This is a genomic window from Xenorhabdus griffiniae, assembly GCF_001028135.1.
Classification (GTDB): domain Bacteria; phylum Pseudomonadota; class Gammaproteobacteria; order Enterobacterales; family Enterobacteriaceae; genus Xenorhabdus; species Xenorhabdus bakwenae.
Genome location: NZ_LDNM01000044.1, coordinates 50,022 through 70,871 on the forward strand (window position 1 = coordinate 50,022; position 20,850 = coordinate 70,871).

Below are 20,850 nucleotides of genomic sequence, written 5' to 3' on the forward strand. Positions count from 1 at the left end.
ATTGGAATAGGCCGTAATAATACTGCCGGGGAAAACCAGAGTGATATCTGGTTTTCCCTAAGTTAAAAGGATGTACACCCACCATCCAACAAAGCCTGTTCATTACAACGACGACCATTCGCCAATTGGCAAACAGGAACCTGATGTCCACTCAATTGCTTGGTTAATGCCGGAATTCCCCCAGCATCAGAACAACTTTCACTGGCATCTTTACTCAGATAAATACCCAGATCAGAATATTGATAATGTTTGTATCGGCTTGATGAAATATCTGCTTGCTGCCCGCTGCAACCCGCTAATATAACGCCTACCAGCAACAACTTGGCAAGGATAACTTCCCGCTTTAACAGCATATTTTCTCCAGTTTAACTCTCTGATTTTAACTCTCTGATTAGGGTATATACTCGATAAACTTCAAGTTGCAATCCGCAAGACGACGCGAGATCTTATATTTCCCCGCTGCGCGGGGAAATATAACACGCATCCTGAAGTTGGATTGGTATAAAACAGACAGTGTATATTTTTCGGTTGCTATTAGTCACTTCCTTATCGCCAATGACTGCGGTCATCGTGTTCTTTTACAACAACGCTCGGTATAGGGCCGAAACTTGTTAGACACAGACATGTTTCAAACAAAAAGAAAAATCCGTATAATCCCCCTCCTGCAAAGGATCCGTATAGAAAATCTACAGTCGATATAATCGGCAATGTGAGAAGTCGCAATGAATCAAAAAGAGACGAGAAAAGAGATACTTGAATTCAACAAACTCCAGAAACGCCTGCGGAGAAACGTTGGTAATGCCATCATTGATTACAATATGATTGAAGATAATGATGTTGTAATGGCATGTATCAGTGGTGGCAAAGATTCATTCGCGATGTTAGATATTCTGTTGAATCTGCAAAAAGCGGCACCAATAACATTCAAAGTCGTTGCAGTGAACCTTGATCAGAAACAGCCTGGCTTTCCTGAACACATTTTACCCCAATATTTTGAAAGCCTGGATATTCCATACTACATTGTTGATAAAGATACCTATTCTGTTGTCAAAGAGAAAATTCCCGAAGGCAAAACTACCTGCGGGTTGTGTTCAAGATTACGTCGCGGCACTCTCTATTCTTTTGCAGAAAAAATCGGGGCGACCAAAATTGCACTTGGACATCATCTTGATGACATCGTTGAAACGCTGTTCCTAAATATGTTCCATGGCGCACGTATGAAAGCGATGCCACCCAAATTACGCTCTGACGATGGCCGTAATGTCGTTATAAGACCTCTGGCATATTGCCGGGAGACAGACCTTATTCAGTATGCGGAAAGCAAAAAATTCCCAATCATTCCTTGTAATTTATGTGGTTCGCAGGAAAACCTACAGCGGCAGGCAATCAAAGCCATGCTGGTAGATTGGGATAAGAAAACACCGGGCAGAGTGGAAAATATTTTCAAGTCTATTCAAAGTATTAGCCCAAGCCAATTGGCAGACAAAACGATTTTCGACTTTGTCAACTTGCCCTTGCATCGTGAGGGGGAAAGAGAAGAGTATGCTTTTAACGAAGCCGTGGTATCGTCAACGAATATTGATGAATCAATGTTTATTGATGTGACAAACATTTAAAAATAAGCCGTTTTTGTACCGGCTGTTTAAACTCTGTCAAAAAAATAGCCGATACTAAAACAAGTATCGGCATAATTAATGAGCAATGGTTCTGTGTGAAACTCAATATGAGAAAAACTACAATTGTGGAATACAACGTTCATTGTTCAACGCTGTATTCACCTGCGGGAGCTATAGTGCCTTAATTATGGCGATCAATTATTGATTTATCTCAAACCTATAGCCATTTGCTTCGCCTTAACCACCATGCAAAAGCCACCATTAATAATGACAACAAAAGAGTGAACAAACCGAATCCAAACCGAGACTCATTGCCTGGTATTCCTCCCAGATTGACACCGAACAACCCCGTCAAAAAGGTGGTCGGCAAGAATACCATCGCCAATAGAGACATCATGTAAGTACGGCGGTTCATGGCATCCGCCATCATGGAAGTAATTTCATCGGCAAGAACTGCGGTTCGGGCAATACAACCATCAAGATCATCGATTCCCCTGCTCAACCGGTCTGCAATTTCCTCCATTAAACGGCGTTCTTCATTGTTCATCCAGGGCAATTTCTCACTGGCCAGACGGATAAAAATATCCCGCTGTGGTGCCATATATCGGCGCAGAACGATTAACTGTTTACGCAGCAATACTAACTCTCCGCGACCAGGAACCTTCTGCTCCAAAATATCATCTTCAAACTCAATCAGGTTGTCATGCAGCTCTTCAATAAAATCATTGGCCTCATCAGTAATGGCACCCGCTATTTCTACCAGCCAATTCCCTGTACTTTTCGCACCAACACCATTGCGCAAATCATCCAGAATTTGATCGATAGAATGAATTTTTCGATGTCGGCTGGAGATAATAATTTGGTCATTAATATAGATGCGAAACGAAACCAGATGATCGGGACGCGTATTATCATTACGGTTCACCGATCTTAAGGTAATCAAAGTTCCTTCACCTGTGCGCAGTACTTTTGGACGAATATTATCACTCACCAGCCCCTCTTTCACTGGCGGCGGCAGCAAGATTGTATTCATAATCCATTGATAACTATCCAGGTTTTTATAATCAAGATGTTGCCAAACTGGCTGCTCTGCGGTTACGAGTGAATCTTCCCCGAATGCCGTAATGCCTCCCTTGCCATTTAATTGACAGGCATAAATTGCATTTGAACCTTTAAATACCGAGCCATAGATCGCTTCCACATCTGCTCCTTGTTTGTACTTAAATTTCGCATTTACTCTTCATGCTCAATTGTGTTTTTTGATGATATACATGGTATGACTATAGGCGACATCTTCGGGATTGGTGATCGGATATCCTTTTAACCACAATTTGATCACTCGACCATTAGTGTATTGATATTTGCTCCGTGCACATATTGTGCGTTTTTTTATCAGGGACGCCTAATAATCACCTTGAAAATAAATTATAAGACATTGTTAATTAAAGAAAGGAAGAGTATTTCATGAATATTGCATCTATTTTTTGTGGGCAAGATCCCACTATTCCTTTACACTGACGGCGTAGTTTACTTTATAGAGGGATTAAACCATGACACAAACAGTCAAGTTTCAAGGTGGTGATATCACCGTTAACGGAGATTTTCCACAAGCAGGTCAGGCAGCAAAAGAATTCACGCTAGTCGCTAAAGATCTCACTGATGTCACATTGAGCCATTACGCAGGTAAACGTAAAGTGCTTAATATCTTCCCAAGCATTGATACCGGTGTTTGTGCCACATCTGTCCGTAAATTCAACCAACTTGCCAGCGAATTGGACAATACTGTCGTGCTGTGCATTTCCGCAGATTTACCTTTTGCTCAGTCTCGTTTCTGTGGCTCTGAAGGTCTGTCTAATGTTGTCACTCTTTCCACACTGCGTGGCGGGAAATTTCAGGAAGATTACGGCGTTGCAATAAGCGAAGGTCCATTAGGTGGACTGACTGCACGCGCTGTTGTTATTTTGGATGAAAATAACCACGTTATTTATAGCCAATTGGTCGATGAAATCACCAATGAACCTGATTATGACAGCGCATTAGCCGCATTGAAATAATTGTTTTATTATTGCTTTTGTTTTTTCACACAGCAACGCATTTTTTAAAACATAGTCTTTAAAGACTTATTTCCCGGCGACGATAAAATCACAATTAATTATTTTATTGTCGCCAGCTTATTTTATCTATACTCGATAAACTTCAAGTTGCAATCCGCAAGACGACGCGACGCCTTATATTTTCCCGCTGCGCGGGGAAATATAACACGCATCTTGAAGTTGGATTGGTATATAAGATATTGTTAAAAGCAGTCATATTTCAGTTATTACTCATCGTCTTCATGATCAACTGAATGTTTCTTACCACTCAGTCCATATTCGCGTAATTTATTGGCTATTGCCGTGTGAGAAACGCCAAGCCGTTTTGCCAGCTTACGCGTACTGGGATAATGACGATAAAGACGTGTCAGCACAGAGCGTTCAAAACGCTTGCTGATTTCATCCAAAGAACCCACCAGAATATCTTCATTAAATGTTACCTCTGCTTCTAGTTCAGGTAACCGGATATCCTGCGGGCTGAGTTTGTTGCTCTCAAGTTGAGTCAATGCCTGATATATCGCATTGCGAAGCTGTCTGACATTACCGGGCCAATGATAACCACACAAAAACTGCTCTAAATCAGCAGAGAACTTAGGTTTTTGTAAGCCCTGTTCTTGCGCAAAACGTGTTACAAAAGAGTCCGTCAATGGCATAATATCCGCCTGACGTTCCCGCAAAGGCGGTAATGTAATGGTTAGGACATTCAGCCGATAATAGAGATCTTCCCGAAACTCGCCTTTTTGTACCAGCTCAATTAAGTTTTTCTGAGTGGCACAAATGATTCTGACATTCACCTTAACTTCATTCTCTTCACCGACACGACGAAATGTTCCATCATTCAAGAAACGAAGTAATTTAGTCTGCATTTGTGGCGACATTTCACCGATTTCATCTAACAAAACCGTACCGCCATTAGCCTGCTCAAAGAATCCTTTTTTGCCTTCCAATGCATTGGGATAGGCTCCCGCTGCATAACCAAACAACTCATTTTCTACAACATCATCCGGCATCGAAGCACAATTCAGCCCAAGAAAAGGCTGTTTTCCCCTTGCACTGCGCAAATGACAGGCTTTAGCAAATTCATCTTTTCCCGTTCCTGTCTCACCGACAAGCAATAAAGGAACGTCAAGCATAGCCATTTTACGGGCCTGCTCAACGATATGAACCATTTTAGGGCTAACAGCAATAATCTGTTCAAAAGCGTTATCACCATTTACAGTTAATTTTTTGCGTGACGACTCAATATGCACCGTTGGCTGGTGTTCATCAGAACGCAACATAATGACCGCCCCTACACACTTAACCACCTGATTTTCAACTGTTAATTGCATAGAAATAATATCCATCCCATAATCTTGCCCTTTGATGGAGAGTTGTACTGAATGGGGTTGATGATGCTCACTTTCGAGCCAGCGCAGGAAATTGTAATTGCTAATCAGATGGCCTATGTTTTTTTGGCTGATTTTTTCTTTACTGACACCAAACAAGGCCAAAGCCGCAGAGTTAACCAGTTCAACATTGCCTTTCATGTCAATAGAAAAGATGGGTTCAGGAACCGATTCCAGTAGTGTCCACATCGCCCTATGCTCTTTCTCTGATGGCATAAAGGCAACTGTCCTGACATCAATGACGCCATTGATACGGCGAATTTCTGCCATCAACTCACGGAACATATTGAAATCAATTTGAGTAAAATTAAGGTAAATACGACGCGCAGGAGAAATTTCAATTCCTTTCAGGTCAATATTTCGTAAAACCAGTAAATCAAGTAATTCGCGGGTTAACCCGATTCGATCCTGACAAGTCACTTCCAATCGCATTTTTCTGACCTTATTTACACGATGTTCTTAACTGCCTGAATGTTACCCGTTACTCCCCAATAGATGAAGCCCTTGTCAGCAAAAGTTTACAAGAAAATAAAATGTCAATCTGGTATGACAGTTATTATTAATTGGTTACTTTTTTGTTGCATCTTTGGCTGTGCTTTTGTTTTTCATTGGTAACGTACTTTTAAGCTGAATAAGCAACTGATGACGAAAATCCTTTAACTTCGGTTTATCACCATCAATCCACGGCAAAGGCCGACACAATTCCATGGCCTTGATGCCCAAACGCGCTGTCAGTAACCCTGCGCCAATCCCTTGTGCTGCGCGTACAGAAAGACGAGCGGCAATGTCCTGTGACAACCAGTCCATACCCACTTCTCTGACTAATTCTGATGCGCCTGCAAAAGCAATATTCAGCAATACTAACCGAAATAAGCGAATGCGGCTGAAATAACCTAATTCAATGCCATAAAGCGCTGCAATACGATTAATGAGCCGAATGTTTCTCCACGCAATAAAAGCCATATCCACAATAGCCAATGGACTGACCGCGATCATCAAAGCCGATTCCGCAGCTGAACGGCTGATCTCTTGCCGGGCTTGTGTATCCAGGACAGGCTGAACTAATTGACTGTACAGCATGACAATTTCACGATCATTTTGGGTTTCATGCACGGTAGCCTGCCAACGCTGTAATGCCGGATGTTGTCGCTCAATACCCGCTTGTTCTGCTAATTTTTCACAAAATTGCCTTCCCTTGCCAATACCGTGACTTTGCAATAGCACTTTCGCAGTATCTCGCTCTTCTGTACGCTGCCGCAAAAGGTAAAGGCGCCGCCATTCTTTTATCACGCTGCCTATTCCCGCGAATATCATCATGCTACCTGCCGCAGCGATCCCCAGCGCAATCCAGTCATGTTGCCGCCATGCCTGGTATATCCACTGAACACATTGGGCAACAACACTAGTCCCCAATAACAGGACAGCACTGATAAAAACTTTTCGCCAAAAACTGCGTTGCGGTTTCAGAGCAGCATGCACTGCACCTTCAAATTCACTTTCCTGCTCCTCCGCTTCCCGCTCTGACATAACCGGATAGAATGCTTTTTCCTGCCCAATGAATTCTCTTTTTGCTTTTAGGGGTGGTTCGGACGCTGTTTGTACAAGATCGTCAAAATCCATGCGCGGTTTCAACGGTTCGATCATGTTAATTTATCTCCCAATAAAAATTCCATCACGCTATCCAGGCGAATATGGGGTAACGGTGTGTTGACATTGGCTTGTTTTGGCCGAAATGATTCGAAATTAAATCCCTGTTTTTGCCAAAATTCACTATTCGGCAAGCGCTGTGGCACTTCGCCCGGAAAAAATGTCAATAATTTATCATCTGACAAGCGATTGCCTTTGATGGCAGGGATTTTTTCATCTTTATGCATGACAATGCCGCTCTGCGTTGCCTGAACAGATGCAAGTCCCACACAATCCATGCTGATCCCTTCAAATGCCGCATTTTGCCACGCTTCCTGTACCAAATGCTGTAAAAGTGAAACGAGATTGGCATGTTGATCTGGCGTAATATGATCCGCTTTACTGGCAGCAAACAGCAGTTTATCGATGCAAGGCGAGAATAAACGACGAAACAGGGTTCGTTTACCATAATGAAAACTCTGCATAAGTTGTGTCAATGCCAGCTGCATATCATTGAACGCTTGCGGGCCACTATTCAGTGGTTGCAAGCAATCCACCAGCACAATTTGCCGATCAAAACGCAGAAAATGCTCTTTATAGAACGCCTTAACGATATGCTCACAGTAATAAGCAAAACGCTCACGCAACATACCGATGTTGGTGTGTTTGCCTGCCTTCGCCAATTGCGGCTCGCCAATTTTGTCAATATTCGGCCACGGGAAAAATTGCAACGCGGGTGCTCCCGCCAGATCACCCGGCAAGATAAAACGGCCGGGTTGGATAAAGTGTAAACCTTGCTGTTTACATTGATGCAGGTAGTCCGTATAAGCCTGAGCGATTTTGGCCAGTAAATTTTCATCCGCGGGCGCCAGTGGATCACATTGCTGGCATAACGCTAACCATGACTTAACCCAATTCGCCCTTTCCCCTTTCAGTAATGCGTGCATATGTCGTGACCACGCCAGATAATTTTGATCCAGCATGGGTAAATCCAATAGCCATTCGCCCGGATAATCGACAATTTCCAGATAAAGGGTAGACGTTTCCTTGAGATAACGAAACAGGGAATCTTCAGAACGATAGCGCAATGCTAAACGTATTTCACTCACGCCACGGGTTGGTGTCGGCCAGTCAGGGGGAGAGTCATATAATTCTGCGATGTTTTCATCATAGGTAAAACGAGGCACCCCAAAATCTCGCTGTGGCACCCGCTTCACACCAAGCAAGCGCCCATCGCGCACGGCAGAAAACAGCGGCAATCTGGCGCCACTGTGAACATGCAAAAGTTGATTTACCAAGGAAGTAATAAATGCGGTTTTTCCACTGCGACTTAATCCTGTTACCGCCAGTCGCAAATGACGGTCCATCCCACGATTAACAAGCGCTGTGAGTTCGTTTTGCAACCGTTTCATGTTTCTCCTAAATGGGAATACCGTGAATCAGTCTCATCTGGCCTGTAACATCGGAAATAATGGCAAATTTTGCCGATGTTACAAGCCAGAACCCATGCTATATCCACTATCTGGTTACAACTCAGAGCTGGCGGAAACGGCTGCGTACATTGTAAGTATCAGAAGTCACATAGCGTTCCATTTGACGCAAACGGGCTTCGCTTGCCTTCAATTGGTCATCTATTTCGTCCAACATCTTCTGTGCTGATGGCCCTCTATATTTTTCCTCTGCTGAATATCCCGCAGGGGCGGGATCCATGACAAAGGTCAAAATAATATAAGCCAATAGCGTTATGCCAAATAGACCAAAAAACAGTGATAATACCGTGATGGTACGAATAAGCGGAGCGGGTACGTCAAAATAGTCTGCTAACCCGGCACAAACTCCTTTAACTACCCCCTGTTCTGGCAGGCGGTAAAGTTTCCGGCGATATTGATTTGACATTATGACTGTCTCCAGTTTGGATGCTCTGCGTCAAGGATATCTTCTAACGTTTTGACCCGTTCTTGCATACGTCTGGCATTCTCGGTCAACTGTTCTAGACGCTGAATTTCACTGTTCCCTAACTGATCCCGATTGCGGTTGCTGTAATGCAGCCACAACCAGATGGGTAAGACAAAAAGCACAAAAATGATCAGCGGGATACCAAGAAATATATAGCCCATTATCTTTCCTTAGTTATGTATGTATGACATATGTCCTCATTGAGGATCTTTGATATTCATTTTATCTTTCAAGGCCGCTAATTGTGCACTGATTTCATCATCTGCCTTCAATTCTGCAAATTGCTGATCGAGTGATTTCTGTTTACCTAGTCCAAAAGCTTCTGCTTCCGCTTCCATGTGGTCTATCCGGCGTTCAAACTGTTCGAAGCGCGTCATTGCCTCATCAATTTTACCACTATCCAACTGACGGCGTACCTGGCGCGAAGAGGCGGCGGCCTGATGACGCAGTGCCAACGATTGTTGTCTCGCACGCGTTTCTGTTAATTTATTTTCCAGTTCAATCACTTCGCCTTTGATGCGTTCCAGCGCCTCATCCAGAATGGATAATTCGTGTGTTAGTGTTTCAACTAAGCTACTGGCTTTCTGTTTTTCAATCAACGCGGCACGCGCTAACTCTTCTTTACCCTTGCTCAGTGCCAGTTCAGCTTTTTCTTGCCAGCCATCGATTTGGTTTTCACCCATATTGATACGGCGCAAAAGCTGCTTTTTCTCTGCTAGGGTACGGGCGGAAGTCGAGCGGATTTCCACCAGTGTGTCTTCCATTTCCTGAATCATCAAACGGATCATTTTCTGTGGATCTTCTGCTTTATCCAGCAGAGAAGAAATATTGGCATTCACGATATCAGCAAAACGAGAAAAAATACCCATAGTCATAAACCTCTTTCATTAGAATGTATACTCGATAAACTTCAAGTTGCAATCCGCAAGACGACGTGAGGCCTTATATTTCCCCGCTGCACGGGGAAATATAACACGCATCTTGAAGTTGGATTGGTATATATATGTTATGCCTGTGTATTGTTACATACGGATACAAGATACACGGTAAGGCACTTAACTAAATACAAGATACATGCCAACTTTCTTTCTTTTCTTATCCAATTGAAATTATTGATATAATTTTTTCTTTGCTTTTTTATTGCAATTAGCTAATTTAGTCATATTAACCAATTTTTGGCGAGAAATACCATGTCTCAGTTCATTGATAACCTATTAGGTGAAGCAAACTGTTTTATTGAAATGTTGGAACAGGTCTCCGCATTAGCGAAGTTGAACAAACCTGCTTTAGTTCTGGGGGAACGAGGAACCGGCAAGGAGTTAATTGCCCGACGCTTACATTACCTTTCTCCACGTTGGCAAGGCCCTTTCATTTCCCTGAACTGTGCCGCACTCAATGAAAATCTGCTTGATTCAGAACTATTTGGTCATGAGGCGGGGGCATTCACGGGGGCCAGTTCAAAACACCAAGGGCGCTTTGAGCGAGCCGACGGCGGAACTTTGTTTCTTGACGAACTCGCTACTGCCCCCATGCAAGTACAGGAAAAATTATTGCGTGTCATTGAATATGGTCACCTGGAGCGTGTTGGCGGTACTCGGGCATTACACGTTGATGTACGTTTGATCTGTGCCACCAACGAAGATTTGCCTGCCATGGCTGCCGGTGGAAAATTCAGGGCTGATTTGCTCGACAGGCTCGCGTTCGACGTGGTTCATATCCCACCACTGCGCCAACGGCAACAGGATATTATGTTACTGGCACAGAATTTTGCGATTCAGATGTGCCGTGAGTTAGATCTGCCATTTTTTCCCGGATTGACTGACGAAGCCAAACAACAGTTACTTTCCTACCACTGGCCTGGAAATGTTCGCGAATTGAAGAATGTCATCGAACGCTCTATTTATCGGCATGGTAGTAGTGAAAATGAATTAAACACGATCATCATCAATCCCTTTTCACCATCACAGCGATCTGCTTCCTCATTCACTGAGAGTGAGATTACCAATGACTCCCTTCCCAATTTACCTCTCGATTTAAGGCAATGGCAAAATGACAGCGAAAAGGGTTTAATCATACAGGCTTTGACAGAAAGTCAATTTCATCAGAAAAAGGCGGCCGACAAACTTCATTTGACTTACCACCAGTTCCGCGGGTTAATCAAGAAACACCGTATTGAAGTTAATGGCAAGATAGAGTAGAGAGAGATAAAAAAGATAGGTAAAAAAGTAGCCGGCACCCGAGCCGGCTAATAAAAATACTGGAAGCAATGTGAGCAATGTCGTGCTTTTTCTGAGATACATACTTGCTATTGCAAAGTGTTTCCCTGAAAGCACATGCGAATGATAATACTTATCAATTACACTTGTAAAGCATTTTATTGAGAACTTTTCTCATTATCGTGATCTGCTCGTTGTTTTTGAGCAGAACGCGTTAATTAAGTTACAATGGCCAAACTCTTTTTTATGACTGACATTTTATATGCGTTATTTGATTTACTGGATTATATTATTGATTTCCGCTCCGACTCTGGCGGCCAAGAATACTGCTCCAGAAATGACTGCGAATCCCATTCCAGAACCAACTAAAATGATCCCAGAATCGAGGCCAAACAGTACCTCGGAAAATCTGCCTCATATTTCAGCCTCCTTACGGCAGAACGGTTTTATTTATTGCGTTAATGGCAATTTGAATACGTTTAACCCGCAAATGGCTATCAGTGGCTTGACGGTAGATACACTTGCTGCACAGATTTACAATCGCCTGCTGGGTGTTGATCCTCTTACCTATCGTCTGATCCCTGAACTGGCTACTGATTGGGAAATACGGGATAACGGGGCAACTTACCGCCTTTACTTGCGTCATCATGTTGCTTTCCAATCAACCGATTGGTTTACACCAACCCGTGCAATGAACGCGGATGATGTTGTTTTCAGTTTCCGCCGTGTCTTCGATAAGACACATGATTATCATGATGTTAATGGGGGTCACTATCCCTATTTTGACAGTTTACAGTTTGGTGATTCAGTAAAAAATATTCGGAAAATCAACCAATATACGGTCGAATTTCGCCTTAATGCACCCGATGCTTCTTTTCTCTGGCACCTGGCAACCTACTATGCTCCTATACTGTCCCAGGAATATGCTGAAAAATTGCAACAAATAAATAGACAGGGGCAAATAGATTGGAAACCGGTCGGAACCGGTCCTTTCATGCTGGAAGATCATCAGATGGACCAATTTATCCGCCTTGTTCGCCATGATAAGTATTGGAAAGGCAAACCACGCATGGAACAGGTGGTTATAGATACTGGCGCGGGCGGCACTGGCCGGATCTCAAAACTACTCACGGGTGAATGTGATGTCCTGGCTTATCCCGATGCTAATCAGTGGAATATTTTGCATGATGATCCAAATCTGCGTCAGACATTACGTTCAGGCATGAATATTGCGTATCTTGCTTTTAATACCAGTAAACCACCACTGGATCAGTTAGCCGTTCGTCAGGCCATTGCTTACGCTATCAATAACCGACGCCTGATGAAATCCATTTACTATGGTACGGCAGAGACAGCGGCTTCTATTTTGCCTCGTGCATCATGGGCGTATGATAGTCGCGCTGAAATCACCGAATACAACCCGGAAAAATCCCGCAAGATGTTAAATGAGCTAGGATTAAACGGGTTGGAATTAACTTTATGGGTTCCGACAGCGTCACAATCCTATAACCCAAGCCCGCTGAAAATGGCGGAGCTGATTCAGGCCGATTTGGCACAAGTGGGTATTAAGATGTCTATTCGTCCCGTCGAAGGCCGTTTTCAGGAAAACCAACTCATGGATAAAACCCATGATATGACGCTGGCAGGCTGGTCTACTGATAGCAATGATCCCGATAGTTTTTTCCGCCCATTATTAAGTTGTGCCGCCATTGCGTCGCAAACGAATCTGAGCCGTTGGTGTAACTCAGTTTTTGATAATGCGCTTCATGAGGCCTTATTAAATCAACAGCTTGCTTCACGCATCAAAAATTATCATGTTGCACAAGAAATTCTTTCGCAACAATTACCCGTGTTACCTCTGGCTTATTCGATGCGTTTACAAATTTCTCGTTATAACATTCAAGGATTGGTGCTCAGTCCGTTTGGCAATAGTTCCTTTGATAAAGTCTACCGCGAACAGGAAGCCACCGTTCCTGATGAAAATACAAAGGGAAGCAAATGATTATTTATATCCTGCGTCGTTTATTGCTTCTGGTTGTAACGTTGTTTTTTCTTTCATTAATCAGTTTCAGCCTGATGTATTTCACTCCTCATGGTGCCTTAAGTGGTGCATCACTGACAGACGCTTACGTATACTATTTCCGTAGTTTACTTCAATGGGATTTTGGTATTTCCAGAATTAATGGGGAACGGATTATTGAACAGCTGTACACTGTTCTCCCAGCCACGATGGAACTGTGTGTCCTCTCTTTTTCCATGGCATTGTTAATTGGCATCCCTCTTGGGATTATTGCGGGTGTCTGGCGCAATAAAAAAGTCGATATCATTATCAGTACGTTCGCCCTATGCGGTTTTTCCATTCCTGTTTTCTGGCTGGCGTTGCTGCTGACTCTGTTTTTTTCACTTTATTTGGGCTGGCTGCCTGTCTCAGGACGTTTTGATTTACTCTACCGGATGGAGCCTGTCACTGGTTCTGCACTGATTGATGCCTGGCTATCAAAATCACCTTATCGCAATGAAATGATCATGAGTGTTATTCTGCATATGGTTCTGCCCGTTATGACACTGGCCGTTGCTCCTACTACTGAAGTTATCCGTTTGATGCGCAATAGTGCAGAAGAAGTTTCAGGGGAAAATTACATCAAGTCGGCAGCAACACGTGGTTTATCACAGTTAACTATCATTCGTCGCCATTTATTGCATAATGCCTTGCCACCCATCATACCTAAGTTAGGGTTGCAATTTTCAACCATGCTCACATTAGCTATGACGACAGAGCAAGTCTTTAACTGGCCTGGTTTAGGGCGTTGGCTTATCAGCGCTATCCGCCAGCAGGATTATTCCGCCATCTCGGCGGGCGTCATGGTGGTAGGCACGCTGGTTATTTCCGTTAATATTCTGACAGATATTATTGGTGCAATGGCTAATCCCCTAAAGCATAAGGAATGGTATGCCGTTAGATAATTTTTACCGCGAAAAGAAAATGCCGTCGCCATTGAGAGTTATCTGGCGGTTTTTCTATTCAGATATATTAGCAATGACAGGTTGTTATGGGGTGTTAATTTTAATTGCACTGTGCCTGTTGGGCGTTCTTTTCGCCCCATATCGGCTTGACCAACAATTCATGTCCCAACTTATGCCGCCTTCATGGTCGCATAACGGTAATGTCGCCTTTTTCCTTGGAACTGACGATCTCGGTCGTGATATTTTCAGCCGCCTATTAATTGGCACATCTTCCACATTCGGGGGAGCATTGGTGGTCACTGCGGCGTCAGCGATTGTAGGATTAATCATCGGTAGCCTTGCCGGAATGACACATGGTTTGAGATCAGCGGTTATGAACCATATTCTTGACACCTTGCTCTCTATTCCTTCATTACTACTGGCTATTATTGTTGTTGCTTTTGTTGGTGCCAGCCTGCACCATGCCATGATTGCCGTTTTTCTGGCATTGCTGCCAAGAATAATACGTACCGTTTATACGGCTGTGCATGACGAACTGGATAAAGAATACATTATTGCAGCACGTCTGGATGGCGCTTCAAACTACCATATTTTACGTTATGCCGTCCTCCCTAATATCACTGCGGTAATAGTCAGTGAATTAACCCGTACCCTCTCTATCGCTATTCTTGATATTGCCGCATTGGGATTTCTCAACCTTGGAGCACAGCTACCATCCCCCGAATGGGGAGCTATGCTGGGAGATTCATTAGAATTGATCTATGCTGCCCCCTGGACTGTTATGTTACCCGGAGCAGCAATTATGTTCAGCGTTTTGCTGGTCAACTTACTGGGTGATGGGCTGCACCGCGCTATTAACGCAGGAGTCGAATGATGCCATTACTTGATATTCGAAACCTCACCATTGAATTCATGACGGCAGAAGGTCCCGTCAAAGCTGTTGACCGAATGAGTATTTCACTGGCAGAAGGTGAAATATTAGGTTTGGCTGGTGAATCAGGATCAGGCAAGAGTTTGATTGCCAAAGCGATTTGTGGCGTTACAAAAGATAACCTCAAAGTAACCGCAGATCGTTTCCGTTTTAACGACATTGATTTATTGCGCCTGACACCACGGCAACGGCGTAAGGTCATTGGGCACAACATTTCAATGATTTTTCAGGAGCCACAGTCATGTCTTGATCCATCAGAAAATATTGGTAAACAGATTACTCAATCTATTCCCGGGTGGACGTATAAAGGCCGTTGGTGGCAGAGGTTTAATTGGCGAAAACGCCGCGCAATTGAGTTGTTGCACCGTGTTGGTATTAAAGATCACTCTGACATTATGCGCAGTTACCCTTATGAATTAACAGAAGGTGAATGTCAAAAAGTGATGATTGCCATTGCACTTGCCAACCAGCCGCGATTGCTGATTGCCGACGAACCGACCAATGCAATGGAGCCAACGACCCAGGCACAAATATTCCGTTTGCTGTCGAGCCTCAATCAGAACAACAACATGACTATTCTGTTAATCAGTCATGACCTGCAAATGATGAGTAAACTGGTCAAACGCATCAATGTGCTGTATTGCGGTCAGACAGTGGAAAGCGCTACACCGGATGAGTTGCTGGTGAAACCTTACCATCCCTATACGCAAGCACTGATCCGTTCAATTCCTGATTTTGGCAGCCCGTTACCACACAAAAGCCGGTTAAACACGCTGTCTGGCGTTATTCCATCACTGGAACATTTGCCGGTAGGTTGCCGTTTGGGACCACGTTGCCCTTATGCACAAAAAACCTGTATTGCAACCCCACGGCTACGGGTGATTAAGAGCCATGCATTCGCCTGCCATTTCCCTTTGAATATGGAGGAACCGTAATTGGTTGAGACGTTGCTGGAAGTTAAAAACCTGACTAAAACATTTCGCTATCGAACCGGGCTATTTCACCGTCATCAACTTGACGCCGTAAAACCAGTGAGCTTTACCCTGCAACCCAAAAAAACCCTGGCTATCCTTGGGGCAAATGGTTCCGGTAAATCTACACTCGCGAGAATGTTATCAGGGGTTATTGAACCGAGTTCAGGTGAAATTCTGATTAACGGTCATAGGCTGTCTTACGGGGATTATAGCTACCGCAGCCAGCGCATTCGCATGATTTTTCAAGATCCCAGCACATCACTGAATCCTCGCCAACGCATTGGTCAGATTCTGGATATGCCGTTAATTTTGAATACGAAGTTATCTCCCGCCGAACGGGAAAAACGTATCAACCAAACATTGCGCCAGGTTGGTTTACTGCCAGATCATGCCAATTATTACCCACATATGCTCGCATCAGGGCAAAAACAGCGTGTGGCTTTGGCACGGGCCCTAATATTGCAACCACAGATCATTGTTGCAGACGAAGCCCTGGCATCCCTTGATATGTCGATGCGTTCCCAAATCATCAACTTGATGCTGGAATTACAGGAAAAACACGGCATTTCATATATCTATGTCACCCAGCACCTCGGTATGATGAAACATATCAGTGATCACGTGCTGGTCATGCATCAAGGAGAAGTTGTCGAACGTGGCAATACAGCGGAAGTTCTGGCTTCTCCGCTGCACGATATTACACGCAAATTGATAGCCAGCCATTTTGGTGAAGCCCTGTCTGCTGAAGCATGGCGACAGGATATCACCTAATGTTTTTATTGGATGTATTGTAATCACTGATCGGAACAGCATGGGAAACTCACCACATTTTCCTCCGGCATGGTAGAATCATCCCCGTTTATTCACCATAAATACCGCAGTTATGGTTAGAGATTTGTTATCTCTGTTCATCCATGACTTTTGGTGTTTGATCACAAAGAACAATTTTGATCATAAAGAACAATAAGGATACTGCTATGGGTTTCATGACCGGCAAGCGCATTCTCATTACTGGCGTCGCCAGCAAACTGTCTATTGCTTATGGAATTGCCAAGGCAATGCACGATCAAGGAGCTGAGCTGGCTTTCACTTACCAAAATGATAAGTTGAAACCTCGTGTCGAAGAATTCGCCGCATCACTGAATTCAGATATCGTTCTGCCATGTGACGTGGCTGAAGATGAAAGTATCGACGCATTGTTCGTTGAATTAGGCAAAGTATGGCCTAAATTCGATGGTTTTGTTCACTCTATTGGTTATGCGCCGGCTGACCAGCTTGATGGTGATTATGTTAACGCAGTTAGCCGTGAAGGTTTCAAAATTGCACACGACATCAGCGCATACAGCTTTGTCGCCATGGCGAAAGTTTGCCGTACTATGCTGAATCCGGGTTCTGCCCTGCTCACCTTGAGTTATTTGGGGGCCGAGCGCGCAATTCCTAACTATAACGTCATGGGTCTGGCGAAAGCTTCTCTGGAAGCAAACGTGCGTTATATGGCTAATGCAATGGGCACTGAAGGTGTTCGTGTTAATGGTATCTCTGCTGGCCCAATCCGTACTCTGGCAGCTTCTGGTATCAAAGATTTCCGTAAGATGCTGGCACACTGTGAAGCGGTTACACCTATTCGCCGCACGGTGACAACAGAGGATGTCGGTAATGCGGCTGCCTTCTTGTGTTCAGATCTGGCTGGTGGTATCAGCGGTGAGATCTTACATGTTGATGGTGGCTTCAGCATTGCGGCCATGAATGAGTTAGAGTTAAAGTAATGGTATGTTAAAAACAGTGCCATCCATAAAAATTATGGGTGGCACTGTTTTTTATTATTAATCTATTCTGACAGCATGAAATTGATGTTCTGGAGTCACTATTCTATCTTGTGCGGCAACAATCTGTAATTCATATTCCCCACTCTTTTGCGTTTCCAGCATCACTTCGTAGACCGCAGCTGCAACATGTTCTAAAGCAGCTTGTACTGCTCCATTTGTCAAAGAAGGGTTTTTCAATAGATTGGCAAGAAACAAACCACTCGTTAAGTCACCAACACCAACGGGTTGACGTGCCCCTGTATCAATTAATGGACGACTAACGTGCCAACTATGTTCTTTAGTTACCAAAAGCATTTCAAAACAATCGGCCTGATAACCTGCTCGACTCAAATGCTTAACCAATACAATCTTGGGACCTTTGTCACATAACTCACGCGCAGCCAATATAGCTTGTTCTACGCTACCAATTTTCCGCATAGCCAATGTTTCAAGTTCCAACAAATTAGGTGCAATAACATCACTGGCAGGCAGGGCTTTATCACATAAAAATTCTGCAACGCCTGGAGCAACTATGCATCCTTTTTCTGGATGCCCCATGACCGGGTCACAGAAATACCATGCCTCAGGGTTGGCTGCTTTAACCTGCTTCACGATATCAAGGATATCATTTCCCTGCTCCGCAGAACCAATATAACCACTCAGGACTGCATTACAGGATGCGAGTTTATTTATTTCACCTATTCCCTGCACGATTTCAGTCAAATGTTCCGGCGGCATGACACAACCACGCCATTGAGGATATTGGGTATGGTTTGAAAATTGAACCGTATTTAATGCCCATACGTTCACCCCCATACGCCGCATCGGAAAAACAGCCGCACTGTTTCCGGCATGACCAAAGACAACATGAGACTGAATTGAAAGAACATTATTCATGATAATACCTAGTTTATTATTTTTAATTTATGAATATACCAATCCAACTTCAAGATGCGTGTTATATTTCCCCACTACGCGGGGAAATATAAGGCCTGGCGTCGTTTTGCGGATTGCAACTTGAAGTTTATCGAGTATAGATAATATTTATAAAGACATCAGATACATTAAGGGCAACATTATCGTTGCCCTTAATAATAATATTAGTTAATTATTTCCAATTGATAAGGCAATAATGTTTCTTACCACGGCGTAATAAGCTATAACGCCCAAATAAACAGTCACTATCCGTAAATACATACATCGGTTCAGATTGTTTTTCACCGTTGATGGAAACCGCATTAGAGCTGATCATGGTACGAGCCTGCCCACGGGAAGGAACAAATTCGGCGGTAACCAGTGCTTGTTGCAGATCCCCACCTTTTTCAAATTCTATTGTCGGCATTCCATCTTGTGCCAATTGAGCGAAATCTTCTTCGGTCAAATCAGCAATCGCCCCTGAGAATAAACTCTCAGTGATACGTTTCGCTGCTGCAAGCCCTTCTTCGCCATGCACCAGACCAGTAACTTGTTCTGCCAGTACATATTGAGCACGCGGAGCTTTACCGCTGTTCTTATCTTCTTCTTCCAGCGCATTAATTTCCTCAATGCTCATGAAAGTAAAGAGTTTCAGGAAACGGTAAACATCCGCATCTGCTGTGTTAATCCAGAACTGGTAAAATTTGTACGGACTCGTTTTTTTCGGATCCAACCAAACTGCCCCACCCTCTGTCTTACCAAATTTAGTTCCGTCTGATTTGGTGATAAGTGGAACAGTCATACCAAACACTTGTTTCTGGTTTAAGCGACGCGTCAAATCGATACCTGAAGTAATGTTGCCCCATTGGTCTGATCCACCAATCTGTAATTCAACACCATATTTTCTATTCAAATTTGCAAAGTCATATGACTGCAACAGGTTATAGGAAAACTCAGTGTACGAAATACCAACATCATCACGGTTAAGGCGTTGCTTTACTGCTTCTTTGTTGATCATCTGGTTTACAGAAAAATGTTTACCGATATCACGCAGGAAGGTCAGCACATCCATTTGACCAAACCAATCGTAGTTATTGGCTAACTCTGCACCATTTTCACCATTGAAACTCAGGAACGGAGAAACCTGGTTACGAATTTTCTCAACCCACTCTTTGACCGTTTCCCCTGTATTCAATTTGCGTTCAGTTGCTTTAAAGCTTGGATCACCAATCAAACCTGTCGCCCCACCAACCAATGCAATCGGTTTGTGCCCAGCAAGTTGGAATCGTTTTAAACACAGCAAGGGAACCAGATGGCCCAAATGCAAGCTGTCAGCGGTAGGATCGAAGCCACAATAGAGAGAAACCGGATCTTGCGTCAGTCTCTCAGCTAACGCCTCTTCATCCGTTACCTGGGCAACAAGGCCCCGCTCTTGCAGTTGTTTAATCAGGTTATTGCTAGACATTAATGACTCCATCAGTTTGTATATTTTGCTTATATTTCTATACTCTTCTTTCACGCTGCCGCTTTGTTAGCTACGCTGCAACTTGAAGCCTATTGGGTATATAAGCATCTCGTGATAAATCAAGTGCTATAGCATAAAACGCCAGTTATATAAGTGCCAGTATTAAAAACAGTAATTATTCCCCTTACTTTACAAATCACTGCCTGGTTGGCTGTAATTTGCAACTTAAGGAGCTAAACGGTCAACATTCCATTTATCACCATCACGTTGATACAGGAAACGATCATGAAGACGATGGGTTCCACCCTGCCAAAATTCAACGGAGTCAAATTTGACCTTGAATCCGCCCCAAAAACTCGGAAGAGGAACTTCACCATTCTGGAATTTCTGTTTCAACTCCAAAAACTTCCCTTCCAAAATGCTTCTGGCTGAAATCTTTGAGGATTGCTGAGAAGCCCAAGCTGCAATTTGGCTATCCTTCGGACGGCTGTGAAAATACTTTACAACCTCAACCGGAGACAAGCGCTCTGCTCTGCCGAGAAAACTGACCTGTCGTTCCAATTGATACCAGGGAAAGTGGAGACTGATCCGGTTATTCTGGGCCAGATGTTTTGCCTTACGACTGCCAAGATTGGTGTAGAATATCAGGTTATTAGCATCAAAATGTTTTAATAGAACAATGCGTTGATAAGGTTGCCCATGCTCATCGACTGTAGCAATACACATTGCCGTCGGATCGCTGAGATTAGCTTGACAAGCCTGCTTTAGCCAACGTTCAAAAAGTTCAATCGGTTCTTCAGTAAGATCTTTTCGCCTTAATCCACCACGTATATATTCACGGCGCAATTCTGCAATATCTGCTTCATTATTTTCTGACATTTCTAACTCTCGATTTATTAAT

General features: G+C 43.6%; 20 protein-coding genes and 1 pseudogene. 9 read left to right on the forward strand and 12 right to left on the reverse strand.

The features are described from left to right. Nucleotides 1-62 precede the first annotated feature (62 nt). Nucleotides 63-353, reverse strand: coding sequence for a DUF333 domain-containing protein (locus AAY47_RS11095; RefSeq protein ID WP_047769838.1), 291 nt, complete (start codon nucleotides 351-353; stop codon nucleotides 63-65). 369 nt (nucleotides 354-722) lie between these two features. Here AAY47_RS11095 and ttcA point away from each other — a divergent pair, with 369 nt between their 5' ends. After that, nucleotides 723-1,616 carry a tRNA 2-thiocytidine(32) synthetase TtcA gene (gene ttcA / locus AAY47_RS11100; protein WP_047769840.1) on the forward strand — a complete coding sequence of 298 codons (894 nt, stop codon included), beginning with the start codon at nucleotides 723-725 and terminating at the stop codon, nucleotides 1,614-1,616. Nucleotides 1,617-1,833: 217 nt separating this feature from the next. Here the strand turns inward: ttcA and zntB are convergent, their stop codons facing one another. Both zntB and AAY47_RS22710 read right to left on the reverse strand, forming a co-directional pair. Then, nucleotides 1,834-2,817, reverse strand: a complete 984-nt coding sequence (zntB, locus tag AAY47_RS11105) for a zinc transporter ZntB (RefSeq protein WP_047769842.1) — start codon at nucleotides 2,815-2,817, stop codon at nucleotides 1,834-1,836. A 45-nt stretch (nucleotides 2,818-2,862) separates the two neighbouring features. Continuing rightward, a pseudogene (locus AAY47_RS22710) lies at nucleotides 2,863-2,976 on the reverse strand (hypothetical protein); the annotation flags it as partial. A 190-nt stretch (nucleotides 2,977-3,166) separates the two neighbouring features. Here AAY47_RS22710 and tpx point away from each other — a divergent pair. Then, a complete protein-coding gene (gene tpx / locus AAY47_RS11110; RefSeq protein ID WP_047769843.1) occupies nucleotides 3,167-3,670 on the forward strand; it encodes a thiol peroxidase in 504 nt (167 codons plus the stop codon). A gap of 266 nt (nucleotides 3,671-3,936) precedes the next feature. Here the strand turns inward: tpx and tyrR are convergent, their stop codons facing one another. The 6 genes from tyrR to pspA form a co-directional block, all read right to left on the reverse strand. Next, nucleotides 3,937-5,529: a transcriptional regulator TyrR gene (gene tyrR, locus AAY47_RS11115; RefSeq protein WP_047769845.1), complete on the reverse strand. Its 1,593-nt coding sequence runs from the start codon at nucleotides 5,527-5,529 to the stop codon at nucleotides 3,937-3,939. Nucleotides 5,530-5,664: 135 nt separating this feature from the next. Beyond that, the gene (locus AAY47_RS11120) at nucleotides 5,665-6,741 is read right to left on the reverse strand and encodes a YcjF family protein (RefSeq protein ID WP_047769848.1); all 1,077 of its coding nucleotides are present in this window, start codon (nucleotides 6,739-6,741) and stop codon (nucleotides 5,665-5,667) included. Beyond that, nucleotides 6,738-8,135: a YcjX family protein gene (locus tag AAY47_RS11125; RefSeq protein WP_047769850.1), complete on the reverse strand. Its 1,398-nt coding sequence runs from the start codon at nucleotides 8,133-8,135 to the stop codon at nucleotides 6,738-6,740. The genes AAY47_RS11120 and AAY47_RS11125 overlap by 4 nt, the downstream gene beginning before the upstream one ends. Nucleotides 8,136-8,256: 121 nt before the next feature. Further along, nucleotides 8,257-8,619: an envelope stress response membrane protein PspC gene (gene pspC, locus AAY47_RS11130; RefSeq protein ID WP_047769852.1), complete on the reverse strand. Its 363-nt coding sequence runs from the start codon at nucleotides 8,617-8,619 to the stop codon at nucleotides 8,257-8,259. Continuing rightward, nucleotides 8,619-8,840 carry an envelope stress response membrane protein PspB gene (gene pspB, locus AAY47_RS11135; RefSeq protein WP_047769854.1) on the reverse strand — a complete coding sequence of 74 codons (222 nt, stop codon included), beginning with the start codon at nucleotides 8,838-8,840 and terminating at the stop codon, nucleotides 8,619-8,621. The genes pspC and pspB overlap by 1 nt, the downstream gene beginning before the upstream one ends. 36 nt (nucleotides 8,841-8,876) lie before the next feature. Beyond that, nucleotides 8,877-9,548 (reverse strand): phage shock protein PspA, encoded by a 672-nt coding sequence (gene pspA / locus AAY47_RS11140; protein WP_047769903.1) that lies wholly within the window; start codon nucleotides 9,546-9,548, stop codon nucleotides 8,877-8,879. 321 nt (nucleotides 9,549-9,869) lie between these two features. Here pspA and pspF point away from each other — a divergent pair, with 321 nt between their 5' ends. The 7 genes from pspF (at nucleotide 9,870) to fabI (ending at nucleotide 17,530) form a co-directional block, all read left to right on the forward strand. After that, complete coding sequence (gene pspF / locus AAY47_RS11145) at nucleotides 9,870-10,877, forward strand: phage shock protein operon transcriptional activator (RefSeq protein WP_047769856.1); 1,008 nt, start codon at nucleotides 9,870-9,872, stop codon at nucleotides 10,875-10,877. A gap of 280 nt (nucleotides 10,878-11,157) precedes the next feature. After that, on the forward strand, nucleotides 11,158-12,897 hold the full coding sequence (gene sapA / locus AAY47_RS11150; protein WP_047769858.1) for an ABC transporter substrate-binding protein SapA: 1,740 nt from the start codon (nucleotides 11,158-11,160) through the stop codon (nucleotides 12,895-12,897). Beyond that, nucleotides 12,894-13,859 (forward strand): putrescine export ABC transporter permease SapB, encoded by a 966-nt coding sequence (gene sapB, locus AAY47_RS11155; RefSeq protein WP_047769860.1) that lies wholly within the window; start codon nucleotides 12,894-12,896, stop codon nucleotides 13,857-13,859. Before sapA ends, sapB begins: the two co-directional genes overlap by 4 nt. After that, nucleotides 13,846-14,733: a putrescine export ABC transporter permease SapC gene (sapC, locus tag AAY47_RS11160; RefSeq protein ID WP_047769862.1), complete on the forward strand. Its 888-nt coding sequence runs from the start codon at nucleotides 13,846-13,848 to the stop codon at nucleotides 14,731-14,733. The genes sapB and sapC overlap by 14 nt, the downstream gene beginning before the upstream one ends. Further along, nucleotides 14,733-15,725, forward strand: coding sequence for a putrescine export ABC transporter ATP-binding protein SapD (gene sapD, locus AAY47_RS11165; RefSeq protein WP_047769865.1), 993 nt, complete (start codon nucleotides 14,733-14,735; stop codon nucleotides 15,723-15,725). The genes sapC and sapD overlap by 1 nt, the downstream gene beginning before the upstream one ends. Further along, entirely contained in the window at nucleotides 15,726-16,535 is an 810-nt protein-coding gene (gene sapF, locus AAY47_RS11170) for a putrescine export ABC transporter ATP-binding protein SapF (RefSeq protein WP_047769867.1), read from the forward strand. It abuts the gene before it with no gap. Between the two features lie 206 nt (nucleotides 16,536-16,741). Next, nucleotides 16,742-17,530 carry an enoyl-ACP reductase FabI gene (gene fabI / locus AAY47_RS11175; RefSeq protein WP_047769869.1) on the forward strand — a complete coding sequence of 263 codons (789 nt, stop codon included), beginning with the start codon at nucleotides 16,742-16,744 and terminating at the stop codon, nucleotides 17,528-17,530. Between the two features lie 57 nt (nucleotides 17,531-17,587). Here the strand turns inward: fabI and pdxY are convergent, their stop codons facing one another. From pdxY to pdxH, 3 genes are all read right to left on the reverse strand, one after another. Next, the gene (pdxY, locus tag AAY47_RS11180) at nucleotides 17,588-18,466 is read right to left on the reverse strand and encodes a pyridoxal kinase PdxY (RefSeq protein WP_047769871.1); all 879 of its coding nucleotides are present in this window, start codon (nucleotides 18,464-18,466) and stop codon (nucleotides 17,588-17,590) included. A 211-nt stretch (nucleotides 18,467-18,677) separates the two neighbouring features. Then, nucleotides 18,678-19,949 (reverse strand): tyrosine--tRNA ligase, encoded by a 1,272-nt coding sequence (tyrS, locus tag AAY47_RS11185; protein WP_047769873.1) that lies wholly within the window; start codon nucleotides 19,947-19,949, stop codon nucleotides 18,678-18,680. A gap of 225 nt (nucleotides 19,950-20,174) precedes the next feature. After that, nucleotides 20,175-20,828, reverse strand: a complete 654-nt coding sequence (pdxH, locus tag AAY47_RS11190; protein WP_047769875.1) for a pyridoxamine 5'-phosphate oxidase — start codon at nucleotides 20,826-20,828, stop codon at nucleotides 20,175-20,177. Between the last annotated feature and the right edge of the window lie 22 nt (nucleotides 20,829-20,850).